Source organism: Lentzea sp. NPDC003310 (genome assembly GCF_040610935.1).
GTDB lineage: Bacteria > Actinomycetota > Actinomycetes > Mycobacteriales > Pseudonocardiaceae > Lentzea.
This window is the reverse complement of sequence record NZ_JBEXNC010000010.1, coordinates 274,700-291,816: the sequence shown is the minus strand read 5'-3', so window position 1 is coordinate 291,816 and position 17,117 is coordinate 274,700. Positions and strand designations below refer to the sequence as shown.

General features: G+C 69.9%; 14 protein-coding genes. 10 read left to right on the top strand and 4 right to left on the bottom strand.

Annotated elements, in window-relative coordinates; all coding sequences use genetic code 11:
• Window positions 1-20: 20 nt before the first annotated feature.
• On the top strand, window positions 21-3,116 hold the full coding sequence (locus ABZX02_RS22625; RefSeq protein ID WP_355300531.1) for an RNA polymerase sigma factor: 3,096 nt from the start codon (window positions 21-23) through the stop codon (window positions 3,114-3,116).
• Window positions 3,117-3,161: 45 nt separating this feature from the next.
• Here the strand turns inward: ABZX02_RS22625 and ABZX02_RS22620 are convergent, their stop codons facing one another.
• The 3 genes from ABZX02_RS22620 to ABZX02_RS22610 form a co-directional block, all read right to left on the bottom strand.
• Complete coding sequence (locus tag ABZX02_RS22620) at window positions 3,162-3,692, bottom strand: hypothetical protein (protein ID WP_355300530.1); 531 nt, start codon at window positions 3,690-3,692, stop codon at window positions 3,162-3,164.
• Between the two features lie 67 nt (window positions 3,693-3,759).
• Window positions 3,760-5,253, bottom strand: a complete 1,494-nt coding sequence (locus ABZX02_RS22615) for a CoA-acylating methylmalonate-semialdehyde dehydrogenase (protein ID WP_355300529.1) — start codon at window positions 5,251-5,253, stop codon at window positions 3,760-3,762.
• On the bottom strand, window positions 5,250-6,326 hold the full coding sequence (locus ABZX02_RS22610; RefSeq protein WP_355300528.1) for a LacI family DNA-binding transcriptional regulator: 1,077 nt from the start codon (window positions 6,324-6,326) through the stop codon (window positions 5,250-5,252). Before ABZX02_RS22610 ends, ABZX02_RS22615 begins: the two co-directional genes overlap by 4 nt.
• A gap of 134 nt (window positions 6,327-6,460) precedes the next feature.
• Between ABZX02_RS22610 and ABZX02_RS22605 the strand changes: the two genes are divergently transcribed.
• Genes ABZX02_RS22605 through iolB form a run of 8 tightly spaced genes read left to right on the top strand, consistent with a single transcriptional unit; the run spans window position 6,461 to window position 13,865 of the window.
• Window positions 6,461-7,456 carry a Gfo/Idh/MocA family oxidoreductase gene (locus ABZX02_RS22605; protein ID WP_355300527.1) on the top strand — a complete coding sequence of 332 codons (996 nt, stop codon included), beginning with the start codon at window positions 6,461-6,463 and terminating at the stop codon, window positions 7,454-7,456.
• Window positions 7,457-8,317: a TIM barrel protein gene (locus tag ABZX02_RS22600; RefSeq protein WP_355300526.1), complete on the top strand. Its 861-nt coding sequence runs from the start codon at window positions 7,457-7,459 to the stop codon at window positions 8,315-8,317.
• A 14-nt stretch (window positions 8,318-8,331) separates the two neighbouring features.
• Window positions 8,332-9,318, top strand: a complete 987-nt coding sequence (locus tag ABZX02_RS22595; protein WP_355300525.1) for a sugar ABC transporter substrate-binding protein — start codon at window positions 8,332-8,334, stop codon at window positions 9,316-9,318.
• A gap of 15 nt (window positions 9,319-9,333) precedes the next feature.
• A complete protein-coding gene (locus tag ABZX02_RS22590; RefSeq protein WP_355300524.1) occupies window positions 9,334-10,383 on the top strand; it encodes an ABC transporter permease in 1,050 nt (349 codons plus the stop codon).
• Entirely contained in the window at window positions 10,380-11,150 is a 771-nt protein-coding gene (locus tag ABZX02_RS22585; protein ID WP_355300523.1) for an ATP-binding cassette domain-containing protein, read from the top strand. The genes ABZX02_RS22590 and ABZX02_RS22585 overlap by 4 nt, the downstream gene beginning before the upstream one ends.
• Window positions 11,147-12,079 (top strand): 5-dehydro-2-deoxygluconokinase, encoded by a 933-nt coding sequence (gene iolC, locus ABZX02_RS22580; protein WP_355300522.1) that lies wholly within the window; start codon window positions 11,147-11,149, stop codon window positions 12,077-12,079. Before ABZX02_RS22585 ends, iolC begins: the two co-directional genes overlap by 4 nt.
• Complete coding sequence (locus ABZX02_RS22575; protein WP_355300521.1) at window positions 12,076-12,981, top strand: aldolase; 906 nt, start codon at window positions 12,076-12,078, stop codon at window positions 12,979-12,981. Before iolC ends, ABZX02_RS22575 begins: the two co-directional genes overlap by 4 nt.
• Entirely contained in the window at window positions 12,978-13,865 is an 888-nt protein-coding gene (gene iolB / locus ABZX02_RS22570; protein ID WP_355300520.1) for a 5-deoxy-glucuronate isomerase, read from the top strand. The genes ABZX02_RS22575 and iolB overlap by 4 nt, the downstream gene beginning before the upstream one ends.
• Here the strand turns inward: iolB and ABZX02_RS22565 are convergent.
• Window positions 13,858-15,108: an RNA-guided endonuclease TnpB family protein gene (locus ABZX02_RS22565; protein WP_355300519.1), complete on the bottom strand. Its 1,251-nt coding sequence runs from the start codon at window positions 15,106-15,108 to the stop codon at window positions 13,858-13,860. The genes iolB and ABZX02_RS22565 overlap by 8 nt on opposite strands.
• 140 nt (window positions 15,109-15,248) lie before the next feature.
• Here ABZX02_RS22565 and iolD point away from each other — a divergent pair, with 140 nt between their 5' ends.
• Window positions 15,249-17,102 (top strand): 3D-(3,5/4)-trihydroxycyclohexane-1,2-dione acylhydrolase (decyclizing), encoded by a 1,854-nt coding sequence (iolD, locus tag ABZX02_RS22560; protein ID WP_355300518.1) that lies wholly within the window; start codon window positions 15,249-15,251, stop codon window positions 17,100-17,102.
• The last annotated feature ends 15 nt before the right edge of the window (window positions 17,103-17,117 follow it).

Below are 17,117 nucleotides of genomic sequence, written 5' to 3'. Positions count from 1 at the left end.
AGGAAGAGATGGTGTCGTTGATGGCCGACGAAGACTTAGTCACCCGGCTCCGGGCAGGCGAAGGCGCCGCCCGGCACGAACTGTTCGCCCGCTGCCAGAACAAGTTGCGCCCGTACTTCCGCAAGCGGGCGCCGAACCCCCAGGACGTGGATGACCTCGTCAGCGAGGTCGTGGTCCGCGCGCTGGAGGGGATCCGCAACGGCCAGCAGCCGCAGGTGCTCGACGCGTGGCTGGTCGGCATCGCGTGGAACCTGTTGAAGGACCGGTACTCCGAGGACGTCCGCCGAGACGCTCGTGAGGTGCCGGACAGCCCGGCCGACGACGTCGACATCGCCGAGCTGATGAGCCGCGCCGAGCTGCTGAGGGTGCTCGACGTGGCGTTGGAAGGCCTGAAACCCGCGCTGCGGCATGTGATGACGACGCACGTGCGGCTGACGTTGCAGAACGACCACTTGGTGGTCGGCGGTGAGCTCGCCATCGCGTTGGACGTCCCGAAGAGCCAGGCAGACCGCCAGTTGCAACGCGCTCGGCAGGCGACGTACGAGGCCATCGCCTCGTACGTGCTGACCCGCGTCGGCCGAAGGCAGTGCGCCGCACTGGACGCGCTGGTCACCGGCCCGTTCGACGCCAAGCTGTCTGCCGGGGTGATCAAGCACGCGACGGGGTGCGCGGCGTGCGAGGCGCACCTGAAGGAAGCACGGGACTACAGCCGTTGGGCGCTCGGACCTGGGCTCGTCGGATTGGCCGAGGACGACGAGAACAAGCGCACGCTCATCGCGTTCTTCAGCCGTGGCGGCGATTTCGCCGTGGGACGGACGAGCGTGCTGGGCTCCATCACGACCCGCGTGGCCACCATTCCCGGCGTGGACGCCGTCGTGCGCGTGGTGCAGGAGAACCCCGTCGTGGCACGGGTGGTGGCCGGCGGCGTCGGACTGGCGGCGGCCGCCGTGATCGCGCTCCTCACGGCGGCCGACAGCACCCGCCCCGACGAGATCGCCCTGCCGGGGCCGACCGGAACCACCTCCAGTGCACCGGTTTCCACGACCGACCAACCCGCGGTGACCACCACGACGACCGCGGTCAGCGGGACGGCCGTGCCCACCACGACGGTCCCGAGGGGCGCGCCGCTCGTCGCCGTGACCACCGCGGTGACCAAGGCGCCGACGTCCACGGCCACCTCGACTTCTTCCAGCCCCACCACGACGTCCACGACCGCCACGACGAACCCGCCGCCACCTCCTCCACCTCCACCTCCGCCGCCACCCGCGAAGTGGGCGTTCGCGCGGATCGACCAGACCACCGCGCCGCTCGGCCAGGAGACCGCCGTCCTGGGTGCGTGGCAGTGGGGCACCACGAGTTCCACGACCGTGGTGCGCGAGGACACCGGCGTCTACCGGGTGCGGATGCCCGGCGCGGCCTCGCCGACGGCGCTCGCGCACGTCACGGTCACGTACTACCAACTGGCCAACCCGGTCGGCTGTGTCGTGCGGGACAACAGGTCCGAGGGCGCGGACCAGGTCGTGCTGGTGGCGTGCCACGAACGTGCGGCCGCCCGCGACCTGCGCTTCACGGTCCTGCTGGCCGAACCGGACGGCCGGTCCACCGTCCGCCCCGGCGACCCGGTCCGCGTCCTCGGCCCCGGCCGTTACGAGGTCGACGTAGCAGGGTCGTTGCGCGGCAACGGGTACGCGCAGGTCACCCCGTACTCGCCGGACGCCGTCCGCTGCCAGCCCGGTGGCGTCCGGCCCACCGCGACCGGCGCGGCGATCACCGTCCGCTGCACGGGCGAGAGCCGGTTCGCGCTGACGTACACGGAGAACGGACCGCTGGCCGGTGGGATCGGCGCGTACGCCCAGACCGCGGGCACCTCGACGGACCTGCGCGTCGACCCGGCCCGCTCGTACAACAGCACGGGCGGCGCGATGACGTTGCAGCGCTGGGGTCCCGGCCAGTACCTCGTGCTGGTGAAGGGCGTCGGGCTGCAGGGCGGCACGGTGCAGGCCGGTGCCACCGAGACCGGGTACTGCCACGCGATGAACTGGTCGTCGTACCCCGCGCCGATCAACGACGTGTGGGTGACCGTGCAGTGCGTGGACGACGCGGGTGCGATCGCCGACCTGCCGTTCGGCGTGGCGGTGCTGCGGCCTCCGCTCGCGGCCGGAGAGCAGGTCGGACCGTTGCGGCCCAAGGACCCTGGCGTGCACGGTCCCGGCGACCAGTGGGGGTACGTGCAGGTGCAGTGGCCGTCCACGCCGATCGGTGTGCCGACGCAGATGCACCCGTACTGGCAGTGGTCGACGTGGGCGGGCCGGCTCGGCGACAACGACTCGTGGTGGTCGCGCAAGGTCACCGTGATCCGGGAGGACATCGGCGAGTACCTGGTGCGCATGCCGGGACTCGGGTCGCAGCAGGCGGTTCCGCACGTCACCGCGTACTCGACGCTCGCGGACCACTGCGTCGTGCGCGACCACCGGGTCGACGGGATCGACGGGCTGGTCGGCGTGAACTGCTACGGCAACCTGAGGGCGCCGAAGGACGTGTCGTTCCACCTGTTCCTCGGCGTGCCGAAGTCGGGTTCGGTGACGTCGGACCAGGCGACGAGGACCGGCGTCGGCACGTACGACGTGACGGTTCCGGCCCCGGAGGCGGGTTTCGCGAAGGTGACCCCGCTCGGCGACGGGTCGGCGCGCTGCGGCCACGACGGCGGCGTCGCGACGGGCGGCCAGGTGCGCTTCCAGGTGATCTGCGACCGCGACACCCGCTGGCGGCTGAGCCACGTGCAGGGCACCGGCCTGCACCAGGACCCGTCCGCGCCCGCCGCGTACTTCACGGCCACCGGGGCGGGGCAGGTCGTCCGCTCGTTCGGCGAGGTGCCCGAAATCGTGCGCGTCTCGGCCGGGCGATACGAGGTGAAGTACCCGACGCTCGGGCACCCGGTCGTCTGGCCCGCGGACGTCGTGCAGGTGACGACCCTCGGCTCGGCGCGCACGTGCACACCGGTCGGGCTGAACTCGTACGGCACCGCCCGCACCGTCACGCTGACCGTGCGCTGCTTCGACCAGGCGGGACTGCCGGCCGACTCGGACTTCGGCGTCGCCTACGTGCGAAGACCGTGACGTGGAGGAGGCCCGCGGGTGTCGCACCCGCGGGCCTCTTTCGTTTCAATACCTGAGCAGGTACGCCCACGACCCGACCGACTGGTGTCGGCCACCGGTCGCGCACCGGCCGTTCGGACCGCTGGCAGCGCTGTGGAAGAGCACGCTGCAGTTCGCGCACGACCGCCAGCCGAGCTGGTGCCGCAGGCCGGGCACCTGTGGCTCGAACTCGACCAGGTAGTACCAGGACTTGCTGATGGCGTAGCTGGAGATCCGGTGCCCGTTGGGGTCGCCGGCGCAGCGCCCGGCCGTGCCGCCGGACCACCACAGGCTCTGGCAGGCGGCGCACGACCGCCAGTCGCCCTGGCCCGCGCCACCGTCGGACTGCACCTTCACCTGGTAGTCGAAGCTGCCGTCCTTCGTGTGGTGGCCGCCCGCCGGGCACGGGATCGCGTACGGCGTGTTGGGCCACCACAGCGACTGGCACTTCGGGCACGAGGCCCAGCCGGTCTGCGCCGCCGCCGCGGGGCCGGTCGTGGCGAGGTGGGCGGCCACGGCGAGCGTGGCCGCGCCGATGACCTGTCGTCGGTTGAACATCGGGGAGTCCCCTTTCCGTTGCGGTACACCCCGTAGGTGGCGCGACGGACGGAGATCTCCCCGATTTTCAGCCGTGGGTCGGAAATCCCAGGTTGACGCCGTGCTGCTGCGGCCACCGCGCCGTCACGGCCTTGGCCCGCGTGTAGAACTTCACGCCCTCGGCACCGTGCACGTGCGTGTCGCCGAACAGCGAGTCCTTCCAACCGCCGAACGAGTAGTAGGCCATCGGCACGGGGATCGGCACGTTGATGCCGACCATGCCGACCTGCACCCGCCGCTGGAACTCCCGCGCCGCCAGTCCGTCGCCGGTGTAGATCGCCGTGCCGTTGCCGTACTGGTTGGCGTTGACCAGCTCCAACGCGTCCTCGAACGTCTCCGCGCGCACGACCGACAGCACCGGCCCGAAGATCTCGTCGGTGTAGATCGTCATGTCGCGCGTGACGTGGTCGAACAACGTGGGCGCCAGCCAGAACCCGTCCGCGTGCCCCTCAGGCGCGTGCCCGCGGCCGTCGACCACGAGCGTCGCCCCGGCAGACTCACCAGCGTCCACATAGGACTTCACCCGGTCCCGGTGCACACCGGTGACCAACGGTCCCATCTGCGCCGCCGGATCGGTGCCGGGCAGCACGGACGGGTGCAGGTCTCGGGTGCGTGAGGCGATCTTCTCGACCAGCTCGTCCCCGGTGTCCCCGACAGCCACCACGACCGAAATCGCCATGCAGCGTTCGCCGGCAGAGCCGTAGCCGGCGGAGACAGCAGCGTCGGCCGCCACGTCCAGGTCCGCGTCGGGCAGCACCACCATGTGGTTCTTGGCCCCGCCCAACGCCTGCACGCGCTTCCCCGCCGCCGTGCCGCGCGAATAGACGTGCCGCGCGATCGGCGTCGAGCCGACGAACGACGCGGCGGCGACGTCCGGGTGGTCGAGCAGCGCGTTGACCGCGAACGCGTCACCCTGCAGCACGTTCAGCACACCGTCGGGCAGCCCGGCCTCCTGGAACAGCTCGGCCAACCTGATCGAGGCCGACGGGTCGCGCTCGGAAGGCTTGAGCACGAACGTGTTCCCGGTCGCGATGGCGACGGGGAACATCCACATCGGCACCATCACGGGGAAGTTGAACGGCGTGATGCCCGCGACCACCCCGAGCGGCTGCCGCAGCGAGTACGCGTCGACCCCGCGCGAGACCTGCTCGGAGTGCTCGCCCTTCAGCAGCTGCGGGATGCCGCACGCGAACTCGACGACCTCGAGCCCGCGCTGCACCTCACCGGCCGCGTCCGAGAGCACCTTGCCGTGCTCGGACGTGATGATCGCGGCGAGTTCGTCGCGGTGGGTGTGCAGCAGGTGGCGGTACTCGAAGAGGATCCGCGACCGGGTCGAGAGCGACGACTCGGACCAGGACTGGGCGGCCTTGAGCGAGGAGGCCACGGCGAGGTCGACGTCGGCCTGCTCGGCGAGCACGACCTGCGCGGCCACCTCGCCCGTGGCGGGGTTGAAGACGTCAGAGGTCCGGGACGACACCCCGGTGGTGCGGGCGCCGTCGATCCAGTGGGGGATGGTGCTCAACGCAAGCCTCCGTGTTCGTTTGGTCGCGGCTTCGCCGCTCCGGCGGCTTCGCCGGGAAGTCGGCCGGACGACCGACGCGAAGTCGCGGGCGGTGCTGTCGTGCCCCGCACGACGAGCGACGGGGTGAGGAGATGGCGCACGGGCTCCGCGCGCTCTTCGCGGACGCGCTGCAACAAGGCATCCGCGGCCAACCGGCCGAACTCGGCACGGGGCTGGTCGATCGTGGTCAGCGACACGTGCCGCAACGCAGCCAGCGACGTGTTGTCGTACCCGACCACCGAAACGTCGGCGGGCACCCGCAACCCGGCATCCTCCAACGCCGAAATCGCCCCCACCGCGTTGAAGTCGTTGCAGGACAAGATGGCCGTGGGCAGAGCGTCATCAGCGATCAACGACCGGATCGCCCGCGCCCCAGCAGCATCGGTGTACTCGGACGACACGACCTGCGGCACGAGCCCGTGCGCCTCCATAGCGGCCACGTAGCCACGCCGCCGAGGCCCGGCCTGCGTCCCCTCCCCACCGTCCAGGTGCGCGATCCGCCGATGCCCCAGCGAAACCAGGTGGTCGACGGCCAGCCGCGCGCCGACCTCGCCGTCGTCGTTCACGGTGTCCACACTGGACACCCGGGACGACCGCGCCACCAGCACGACCGGCAGCTGTTCCGCCGCCTTGCCGATCGCGGTCGCCGGCACGACCGGCGACAGCAGGATCAACCCGGCCGGGCGGAACGACAGCAGCGACTCCAGCGCCCGGCGCTCCCGGGCGGGCGACCGGCCGCCGGTGTTGATGATGATGTCGAACCCCTGATCGCGCGCCACCTCGTCGATGCCGTCCACGACTTCCGCGAAGAACGCGTTGTGCAGGTCGGACACCATCACGCCGAGCACGGTCGACGTGCGCGACGCCAGTGAGCGGGCCATGGCGTGCGGCGAGTACCCCAACTCCTCCGCGGCCTTCAGGACTGCGCTGCGTCGCATCTCGCTCACCTTGGGTGAGCCGCGCATCACCAGCGACACCAGTGCGCGGGACACGCCCGCCTTCAGTGCGACGTCCTCCATCGTCGGCCTGACCACCCGCAACCACCTCCCCTCGCGTTACGGGCAGGAAACGCACCCTTGACACCCGTGTGGCCGAAGTTACAGCATTGGAGCGCTCCAACCAATAGAGCGCTCTAACGGATCAACCCGATGAACAGGGGATACCTGCGATGCGGATCGGAGTAGCGGGTGTCGGCAGGATCGGCACCATGCATGCGACCAACCTCGCCGCACTGGATCGAGTCGACGAGGTGCTCCTCTTCGACCCGGTGCCCGGTCGTGCCGCGCAGATGTCTGCGGAGCTGTCCGGGACAAAGGCGGTGGACGACCTCGACACGTTGCTCGGCAACGTCGACGGGGTGCTGCTGGCCACGCCGACGAACACCCACGCCGAGATGGTCCGCGCCGCGATCGGCCGGGGCGTCCCCACGTTGTGCGAGAAGCCGATCGCGAGCGACGTCGCCGAGATGACCGCGCTGGTCGAGGACGTCGAGAAGTCCGGCGTCGACGTGCTCGTGGGCTTCCAGCGCCGGTTCGACCCGGCCATCTACGAGCTGCACCGGCGCATCCGGGCGGGCGAGGTCGGCAACATCTACCTGGTCAGGGCCATCGGCAACGACGCGAACCCGCCGGACTTCGCGTACCTGCCGAACTCCGGTGGCATCTACCGCGACCTGCTGATCCACGACCTCGACTGCGTGCCGTGGCTCGTCGGCGAGCCGGTCACCGAGGTCTACGCGAGCGGGTCCGTGCTGGTGCACCAGGCCTTCGCGGACGCCGACGACGTGGACAACACCGTCGTGCTGCTGAAGTTCGCGGGCGGCGCGCACGCCACGCTCGCGGCCGGCCGGCACGACCCCGTCGGCTACGACCACCGCATCGAGGTCATGGGCAGCAAGGACTCGCTGGTCGTCGGTGTCGACCCGCAGACCCCGCTGAACTCGCTGGAGCCAGGTGGTCACGTGGCCGGTCCGGACGCCTACCCGGGGTTCCAGGAGCGCTTCCACCGCGCGTACGTCAACGAGATGAACCTGTTCACGCAGGTCATCAAGGGCGAGGTCGCGAATCCGTCGCCGGCGCGAGAGAGTTTGATCAGCCTCCGCCTGGCTGAAGCTTGTGAACAGTCGCGTCGCAGCGGCGCACCGGTCCGTATCGAGGGGGAGTAAATGGCGAAGGTCGCTGGGGCACCGATCTCCTGGGGTGTCTGCGAGGTGCCGGGCTGGGGCGAGGTGCTCCCGTCCGAGACGGTTCTCGCCGAGATGCACCAACTGGGGCTCACCGCCACGGAACTCGGCCCGCCCGACTACCTCCCCGCGGACCCCGCGCAGCTCAAGGCCCTCCTGAGCGGTCATGAACTGACCCTCGTCGGTGGCTTCCTCGCGGTCCCGCTGCACACCGACGTCCAGTCCACTCTGGACGAAGCGGACCGCGTCGCCGCGATCCTGAAGGCCGGCGGCGCCGAGGTGCTCGTGCTCGCCGCCGCCACCGGGCTCGACGGGTACGACGAGACCCCCAAGCTCAGCGACGACGAGTGGAACACCCTCGTCGACACCTGCGCGAAGATCCGCGAGATCGCCGCCGGGCACGGCCTGCGAACCGTGCTGCACCCGCACGTGGGCACCCACGTCGAGCGGGAGGCGGAGGTCGACCGGTTCCTCGCGGACTCCGATCTCCAGCTCTGCCTGGACACCGGCCACCTCCTCATCGGTGGCACGGACCCGGTCGAGCTGGCGCGCCGCTACCCGGACCGCATCGGTCACGTGCACCTCAAGGACGTGCGTGACGAGATCGCGGCGAAGGTGCGCAGCGGCGAGCTCAGTTACACCGATGCCGTGGAACAGGGCATCTACGTGCCGCTCGGGGACGGCGACGTGGACGTCGAAGCGCTGGTGCAGTCTGTCCAGGAGGCGGGCTACACCGGTTGGTTCGTGCTTGAGCAGGACACCCAGCTCAAGGACGGAAGTCCGGTGGACAAGCCACTTCAGGACACCGCGCGCAGCCTTGCGCACCTCAGCAAGATCCTCTGAAGGGACTGGAGACGATGAAGTCTCGTCTGGTACTCCGTGCGGGCGTCGCGCTCGCGAGTGTTGCTCTACTCGCCGCCTGCAGCGGTCCCACCGGTACGAACACGCAGAACACCGGCAGCAACAACAGCTCCCAGTCCTCGGGAGACCTCAAGGTCGCCGTCATCACGCACGGCACCGCGGGTGACGCGTTCTGGAGCGTCGTGAAGGTCGGCGCCGAGGACGCGGGCAAGCAGCTCGCCGTCGGCGTCACCTACAACTCCGACGGCGACCCCGGCGCCCAGGCCAAGCTGATCGACAACGCCGTGTCGCAGAAGGTCGGCGGCATCGTCGTGTCGATGGCGAACCCGGACGCGCTCAAGACGTCCATCGAGAACGCGGTGAAGGCCGGCATCCCGGTCATCACGATCAACTCCGGCAGCGCGAAGAGCGCCGAGTTCGGTGCCATGGCGCACGTCGGCCAGGAGGAGACGATCGCCGGTGAGGAAGCCGGCAAGAAGCTCAAGACCGCCGGGAAGACCAAGCTGCTCTGCGTGATCCACGAGGCCGGCAACTCGGGCCTCAACCAGCGCTGCGACGGTGCCCGCACCGGCTTCGGCGCCGCCGTGGAGAACCTCCAGGTCGACATCTCCAACCCGACCGACATCGAGGCCCGCATCAAGGCCAAGCTGCAGTCCGACACCTCGGTCGACGGCGTGCTCGCGCTCAACCCGCAGGTCGCCGTGAACGCCGCCGCCGCCATCAAGGGCGCGAGCTCCAAGGCCCAGGTCGCGACGTTCGACCTCAACGCCGACGTGGTCACCGCGATCAAGGCGGGCGAGGTGCTCTTCGCGGTCGACCAGCAGCAGTACCAGCAGGGCTACCTGCCGGTCGTGATGCTGAAGCTGTTCAAGGACAACGCGAACACGCTCGGCGGCGGCAAGCCCGTCCTCACCGGTCCCGGCTTCGTCGACAAGGACAACGTGGACAAGGTCGCGGAGTACGCCAAGAACGGCAAGAGGTAAGGAGGAGGCGGGGAGATGACCGTGACAGCCACAGCTCCACCGGCTGCCGACGAACGGCTGGGCAAGCCGAGGGCGATGGATCAGCTGATCAAGCGCCCCGAGATCGGCGCGATGCTCGGCGCACTGCTCGTGTTCCTGTTCTTCTCCGTGGTCACCGAGCAGTTCCTGAGCGTGGGCGGTGCGGCCACCTGGCTGGACGACGCCTCCATGCTCGGGATCATGGCGGTCGCGGTGGCGCTGCTCATGATCGGCGGCGAGTTCGACCTGTCCGCCGGCGTCATGACCGCGTCGACCGCGCTCGTCACGGCTCTCCTCGCCACCCAGCTCGGACTGAACGTCTGGCTGGCGTTGCTGGTGTCGCTCGCCTTCGCGTTGTCGGTGGGCGCGCTCAACGGCTGGCTCGTGATGCGCACGGGCCTGCCGAGCTTCATCGTGACGCTGGGCAGCTTCCTCGCCCTGCAAGGCCTGAACCTCGGCATCACGCGCCTGGTCACCGGCAGCGTGCAGGTCTCGGGCATGCGGGCGGCCGACGGCTACGAGTCGGCGGGCTTCCTGTTCGCCTCGACGTTCCAGATCGGCGGCACGAGCTTCTACGTGTCGATCATCTGGTGGGTCCTCTTCACCGTCGTGGCCTCGACCGTGTTGATGCGCACCAGGTTCGGCAACTGGATCTTCGCGATCGGTGGTGCCGCGCAGAGCTCGCGCGCGGTCGGTGTCCCGGTCGTGCGGTCGAAGATCCTGCTGTTCATGACGACGGCGTTCGCCGCGTGGCTCGTGGGCTCGATCAACATCCTGCGGTACGCGAGCGTGCAGGCGAACCAGGGCATCGGCCTCGAGTTCCAGTACATCATCGCGGCGGTGATCGGCGGCTGCCTGCTGACCGGTGGCTTCGGCTCCGCGGTGGGCGCGGCGATCGGCGCGCTGATCTTCGGCATGGCCCGGCAGGGCATCGTCTACGCCGGCTGGAACAGCGACTGGTTCCAGCTGTTCCTCGGCGTGATGCTGCTGGCGGCCGTGCTGGTCAACAACATGCTGCGCCGCCGAGCGGAGAGGGTCCGGCGATGACGTCCCTGATCGAGACCGAGAACATCGGCAAGACCTATGGCAGCGTCATCGCGCTCAGCGATGTGTCCACTGTGGTCAACGCGGGTGAGGTCACCTGCGTGCTCGGCGACAACGGCGCCGGGAAGTCGACCCTGATCAAGATCCTGGCCGGTGTCCATCAGCACGACCAGGGCTCGTTCAAGGTCGAGGGCGAGGAGATCCGCTTCTCGTCGCCCCGCGAGGCCCTGGACCACGGCATCGCGACCGTGTACCAGGACCTCGCGGTGGTGCCGCTGATGTCGGTGTGGCGCAACTTCTTCCTCGGCTCCGAGCCCACCACGAAGTTCGGGTTCCTGGACCGCAAGAAGGGTCGCGAGATCACCAAGAAGGCGTTGTCCGACATGGGCATCGACCTCCGCGACGTCGAGCAGCCCGTCGGCACGCTGTCTGGCGGCGAACGGCAGTGCGTCGCCATCGCCCGCGCCGTGCACTTCGGCGCCAAGGTGCTGATCCTCGACGAACCGACCGCGGCGCTGGGCGTGAAGCAGGCCGGTGTGGTGCTGAAGTACGTGGCCCAGGCCCGTGATCGCGGCCTCGGCGTCGTGCTGATCACTCACAACCCGCACCACGCCTACCCGGTCGGCAACCGGTTCCTGCTGCTCAAGCGGGGCCGCGCGCTGGGCAGCTACGAGAAGTCCGAGATCGACATCAACGAGCTCACCAAGCAGATGGCCGGTGGTGCCGAGCTCGAGGCGCTGGAGCACGAGCTGCGAGGTGTCGAGGCGTGACGTCGCTCGAAGTGCTGACCGTCGGCCGGGTCGGCGTCGACCTCTACCCGGAGCAGTCCGGGGTGCCGCTGGCCCAGGTCAGCACCTTCGCCAAGTCGCTCGGCGGCACCGCGACCAACGTCGCGGTCGCCGCCGCCCGCCTCGGCCGGCGGGCCGCCGTGCTCACCAAGGTCGGCCCGGACGGCTTCGGCACGTACGTCCGCGAGGCGCTGGAGGGCTTCGGCGTCTCGTCGGAGTACGTCGGCACCTCTCCGGACCTGCTGACCCCGGTGGTGTTCTGCGAGCTCAACCCGCCCGCGGACCCGCCGCTGCTCTTCTACCGCCTGCCGACCGCGCCGGACCTGACGATCGGCGAGGACGACGTGCCGTGGTCGCTCACGCGCGAAGTCCCGCTGTTGTGGGTGACGGGGACGGGCGTCTCCGCCGAACCGTCGCGCGGCTCGCAGCGGATGATGCTCGCGAACCGGGCCCGCAGCGGCCACACGGTGCTGGACCTCGACTACCGGCCGATGTTCTGGCCGGACGTCGAGACCGCGCGCGCCGAGATCGGCTGGATGCTCGACCACGTGACGGTCGCCGTCGGCAACCGCACCGAGTGCGAGGTCGCGGTCGGCACGTCCGACCCCGACGAGGCGGCGGACCGGCTGCTGGCGCGCGGGATCTCGTTGGCGCTGGTCAAGAAGGGTGCCGAGGGCGTGCTCGTGGCCACGCCCGAGGGCCGCTGGACCGTCGAACCGAACCCCGTCGAGGTCGTGTGCGGGCTCGGCGCCGGTGACGCGTTCGGCGGCTCGCTGGTGCACGGCCTGCTGTCCGGCTGGGACCCGGTGAAGATCGCCCGCTACGCCAACGCCGCCGGCGCGATCGTGGCCTCGCGCCTCGCCTGCGCCGACGCGATGCCGGATCAGAAAGAGATCGAGGAACTGCTGTGATCACCGACGGCCAGTGGCGCGAACTGTTGTGGCGGCGGGCCGAGGACCCCGGTTCGATCCGGCGCGCCTACCAGTCCCGCAAGCGGCGCAACTCGTTGCTGAACGGCAAGTCCACGCTGTTCCTCGTCGCGGCCGACCACCCGGCGCGCGGTGCGCTCGGCGTCGGCGGCGACCCGCTCGCGATGGCCGACCGCCGTTCGCTGCTGTCCCGGTTGCTGACGGCGCTCGCGAACCCGGACGTCGACGGCGTGCTCGGCACCCCGGACGTGATCGAGGACCTCCTGCTGCTCGACGGCCTGAACGAACGCGTCGTCATCGGCTCGATGAACCGCGGCGGCCTCGCCGGTGCGGACTGGGAGATCGACGACAGGTTCACCGCCTACGACGCGTCGTCCATCGCGACGTTCGGCCTCGACGGCGGCAAGATGCTGCTGCGCCTGGTCGACTCGGACCCCGGCACGATCCCGACGCTCGAAGGCTGCGCGCGGGCCGTCACCGAACTGGCGGAGCACGGCCTGATGGCGATGGTCGAACCGTTGCCGTACAAGCGTGACCACAACGACAAGCTGGTGCTGCAGAAGGACTCCGCCGCGCTGTCACGTGCCTCGGCGGTCGCCGCGGGGCTCGGCTCGACGTCCGCCTACACCTGGCTGAAGCTGCCCGCGCCGGAGGAACCGGAGGTCGTGCTGGACACCACCGCGCTGCCCGCGCTGGTGCTCGGCGGCGTGCCGTCGGCGAATCCGCGGGACGACCTGGCGTCGTGGGGCCGGTCGCTCGGGCACCCGACCGTGCGCGGCCTGGTCGTCGGCCGCGCGCTGCTCTACCCGCCGGACGGCGACGTCGCCGCAGCCGTGGCCGCCGCCGCCGAAATCCTCCGTACCGCGAAGGGCATTACGGAATGACGCTGCACCGTCCACACGGGACTCTGTCGACCGACGCCGACGTCATCTCGCTGACCCCGCACGACGCCGGCTGGACCTACACCGGCCTGCGCGTGCTGCGGATCGAGGCCGGCGGCTCGCGCACGGTCGAGACCGGCGAGTTCGAGGCGTTCGTCCTGCCGCTGGCCGGATCGCTGTCGGTCGAGGTCGACGGCGAGCGGTACGAGCTGCAGGGCCGCGACTCGGTGTTCACCCGCGTCACGGACTTCGCGTACGTGCCGCGCGACGCGTCGGTCGTGCTGTCCTCTGTGGACGGGTGTGAGGTCGCGCTGCCGATGGCGCGGTGCGAGAACCGCCTGACGCCGAAGTACGGACCGGCGGACGGCGTGCCCGTCGAGGTGCGCGGCTCCGGCAACGCGACCCGTCAGGTCACGAACTTCGGCGTGCCGGGCGTGTGGGACCACGCGGACAAGCTCAACGCGTGCGAGCTGATCACCCCGGACGGCAACTGGTCCTCGTACCCGCCGCACAAGCACGACTCGTCGGAGCCGTGCGAGGTGGAGAACGAGGAGATCTACTACTTCCGCATCGCCGACCGCGACCAGACCACCCCGTCCCGCACGGGTTTCGGCTTCCACCGCACCTACACCGACGACGGCGCGATCGACGAGGACGTGACCGTGCGCGACGGCGACGTCTTCCTCATCCCGCGCGGCTACCACGGCCCGTGCGTCGCGGCGCCGGGATATCCCATGTACTACCTGAACGTGCTGGCCGGTCCGGGTCCCGAGCGCTCGATGGCGTTCTGCGACGACCCGGCCCACACCTGGATCCGCGACAGCTGGGCGACGCAGGAGCTCGATCCCCGTTGCCCGGTCACGACCGCAGAGGGGCGCGTCAATTGACTTGTCCCTGTCCCGCAGGGCAGAGATTCCCACGCCTCACGGCATGAGTTTCCTGCTTCATCGCCAACTGCGGAAAGGAGGATCCTTGCCGTCTGACATCAGCTCCACAGGCATCACCCGAGTTGCCCCGGGCTACGGCTCGACCAGCCGCAAGGATGTTCTTCGCCGCGTTGAGATCCCGGTCATGCCGGGTGCGGCAGTTCGGACACGTCCAGACCCTGGTGGACAGGGCCAGTTCTGTGAGGCGATGAGTGCATACCGAGCAGGTCTTGCTCGACGGGAACCAGCGGTCGACAACGACCAGCGTGCGGCCCGCGCGTTCGCATTTGTAGGCCAACTGCCGCCGGAACTCGCCCCAGCCCGCGTCCGAGATGGCGTGAGCGAGTCGGCGGTTGCGGACCATGCCCGTGATGTTGAGATCCTCGATGACGATCACATCGGCCGACCGCACCAGCTTGGTCGTGTTGCGGTGCACGAAGTCCTGGCGAGCGTTGCGCACCTTGCGATGAGCTCGGGCGATCTTGGACTTCGCCTTGCGGCGATTGATGCTGCCACGCTGACAACGAGCCAGCGCACGTTGATAGCGGGCGAGGTTTCGTGCCCTGCGGGCAAGGTGTCGCGGGTTGGCGATCCGCACGCCATCGCTGGTCACCAGGAAGTCTGTCAATCCGAGATCGACACCCACGATGTGGTTCACAGGTTCGGAGTCGGCAGGCTGTTCGGTGTCCACCGCGAAGGTCACGTACCAGCGGCCGTCCGATTCCCGGGAGACGACGACCATCGTTGGATTCAGCATCGCCGCGTCGACACCGTCGAACGACCAGACGTACCGGAGCGGTGTGCGGGTCTTGGCCAGCCTCAGCAAACCGTCGTGCATTCGAAACGCCGACCGCGTGTAGTGCGCAGTCTGACGCCCCGTACGGGATTTGAACCTGGGGTGACGAGTGCGCCCGGAAAAGAAGTTCTGAAACGCGGTGTGTTGGTGACGAAGTGTCTGCTGCAACGGCACCGACGACACCTCGCTGAGGAAGGCGAGTTCTTCGGTCTTCTTCCACTCTGTCAGGGCAGCATCCGTTTCCCTGTACGAGGTGGAGACGGACGTCTCGCGATAGCGCAACGCGCGCTCGCCCAAGGTCTTGTTCCACACCAGACGTACACACCCGAACGTGCGATTCAGAACCGCAGCTTGGTCGGGGGTCGGGTAGGCGCGGCATCTGTAAGCCGTTCGCACGATCCACAACATACCGCGAGAGGCATGACGCGTAGACCACCTGAGAGTCGGCCGGATTCAGGCATCGGGTCGACTTGGCCAGGTCAGGACGCCTTCGAAGCGGTTCGGATTGCTCTTCGCTTTATTGGTCGGCAATTCCCTTGGAGGACCCGGTGAAGCTCACGACCGCGCAGGCACTCGTCCGCTGGATGCTGGCGCAGCAGACCGAACTGCAGGACGGCACGGTGGCGCCGCTGTTCCCCGGCGTCTTCGCGATCTTCGGTCACGGCAACGTGCTCGGCCTCGGCACCGCGCTGGAGGAGGTCCGCGACCGCATCCCGGTGTGGCGCGGCCACACCGAACAGGGCATGGCGCTCGCCGCCGTCGGCATCGGCAAGGCCACCCACCGCCGCCAGGTCGGCGTGGCCACGTCGTCGATCGGCCCCGGAGCTTTGAACATGGTCACCGCCGCGGGCGTCGCCCACGCCAACCGCCTGCCGCTGTTGCTCCTGCCCGGCGACACGTTCACCGGCCGCGCCCCGGACCCCGTGCTCCAGCAGGTCGAGCACTTCCACGACCCGACCGCCACGGTCAACGACGCGTTCCGCGCGGTCAGCCGCTACTTCGACCGCATCACCAGGCCCGAGCAGCTGCTGTCGACGTTGCCTCAGGTGGCGCGCGTCCTCACCGACCCGGCCGACTGCGGCCCGGTGGCGCTCGCGCTCCCGCAGGACGTCCAGGCGGAGTCCTACGACTTCCCCGAGGCCCTGTTCGCGCCGGTCGTCCACCGCCCGCTGCGGCTGCGCCCCGACCTGGTCGCGCTGGCCGAAGCCGCGACGAAGATCCGCGCCGCGTCCCGCCCGTTGCTCGTCCTGGGCGGCGGCGTCCGCTACTCCGGTGCCGCGGGCAGGGCGCTGCGCTTCGCCGAGCAGCACAACATCCCGGTCGTCGAGACCACGGCCGGCCGCACGCTGGTCCCGCACGAGCACCCGCTGCACGCCGGTCCGCTCGGCATCACCGGCTCCACCTCCGCCAACGTGCTGGCGGGCGAGGCCGACCTGGTCGTCGCCGTCGGCACCCGCCTGCAGGACTTCACCACCGCGTCGTGGACCGTCTTCTCCCCGGACGCGCACCTGCTCTCCCTGAACGCGGCCCGGTTCGACGCCGTGAAGCACGGCTCGTCCGCGCTGGTCGCCGACGCCGACGAGGGCCTGCGCGAACTGACGGACCTGCTGGCGTCCTGGCAGGCTCCGGCCGAGTGGGCCGCGAAAGCGCTTGCCGAACGCGCGAAGTGGGACGCCCACATCACGTCGTTGCGCACCTCCGGCGACGGTCTGCCGACGTACGCCCAGGTGGTCGGCGTCGTCAACGACGTCAGCGAACCCACGGACTACGTCATGACCGCGTCCGGAGGCCTGCCCGGCGAACTGATCGGCGGCTGGCGCGCCACCGGCGAGTCCACGATGGACGTCGAGTACGGCTTCTCCTGCATGGGCTACGAGCTCGCCGGCGCGTGGGGAGCGGCGATCGCCCACACCCAGGGCGTCGTCACGACCCTCCTCGGCGACGGCTCGTACCTGATGCTGAACTCCGAGCTCTTCTCCGCCGCGTTCGCGGGCCACGGCTTCGTCGCGGTCGTCTGCGACAACGACGGCTACGCGGTCATCCACCGCCTGCAGACCGGCCAGGGCGGCGCGGGCTACAACAACCTCTACGCCGACTGCACCTCGTCGCACGCCGAACCCCCGCGCACGGACTTCGCCGCGCACGCCGCCGCGATGGGCTGCGCGACCTTCCCGGTCGAGTCGCTGGCCGACCTGGAAGGCGCTTACCGCAAGGCGCGCGAAGTGGCCGTCGCCGAGAGGCGCCCGGCCGTGGTCGTGCTCCGGACGCACCCGTCGTCGTGGACGGAGGCCGGTGCCTGGTGGGAGGTCGGTGTGCCGGAGGTCTCGCACCGCGCGGAGATCGCCTCGGCCAGGGAGGAAGTGCTGGAGGGCAAGGCCAGGCAGGTGCGCTACCTGGGCTAGCCGTGTCCCGGAAGG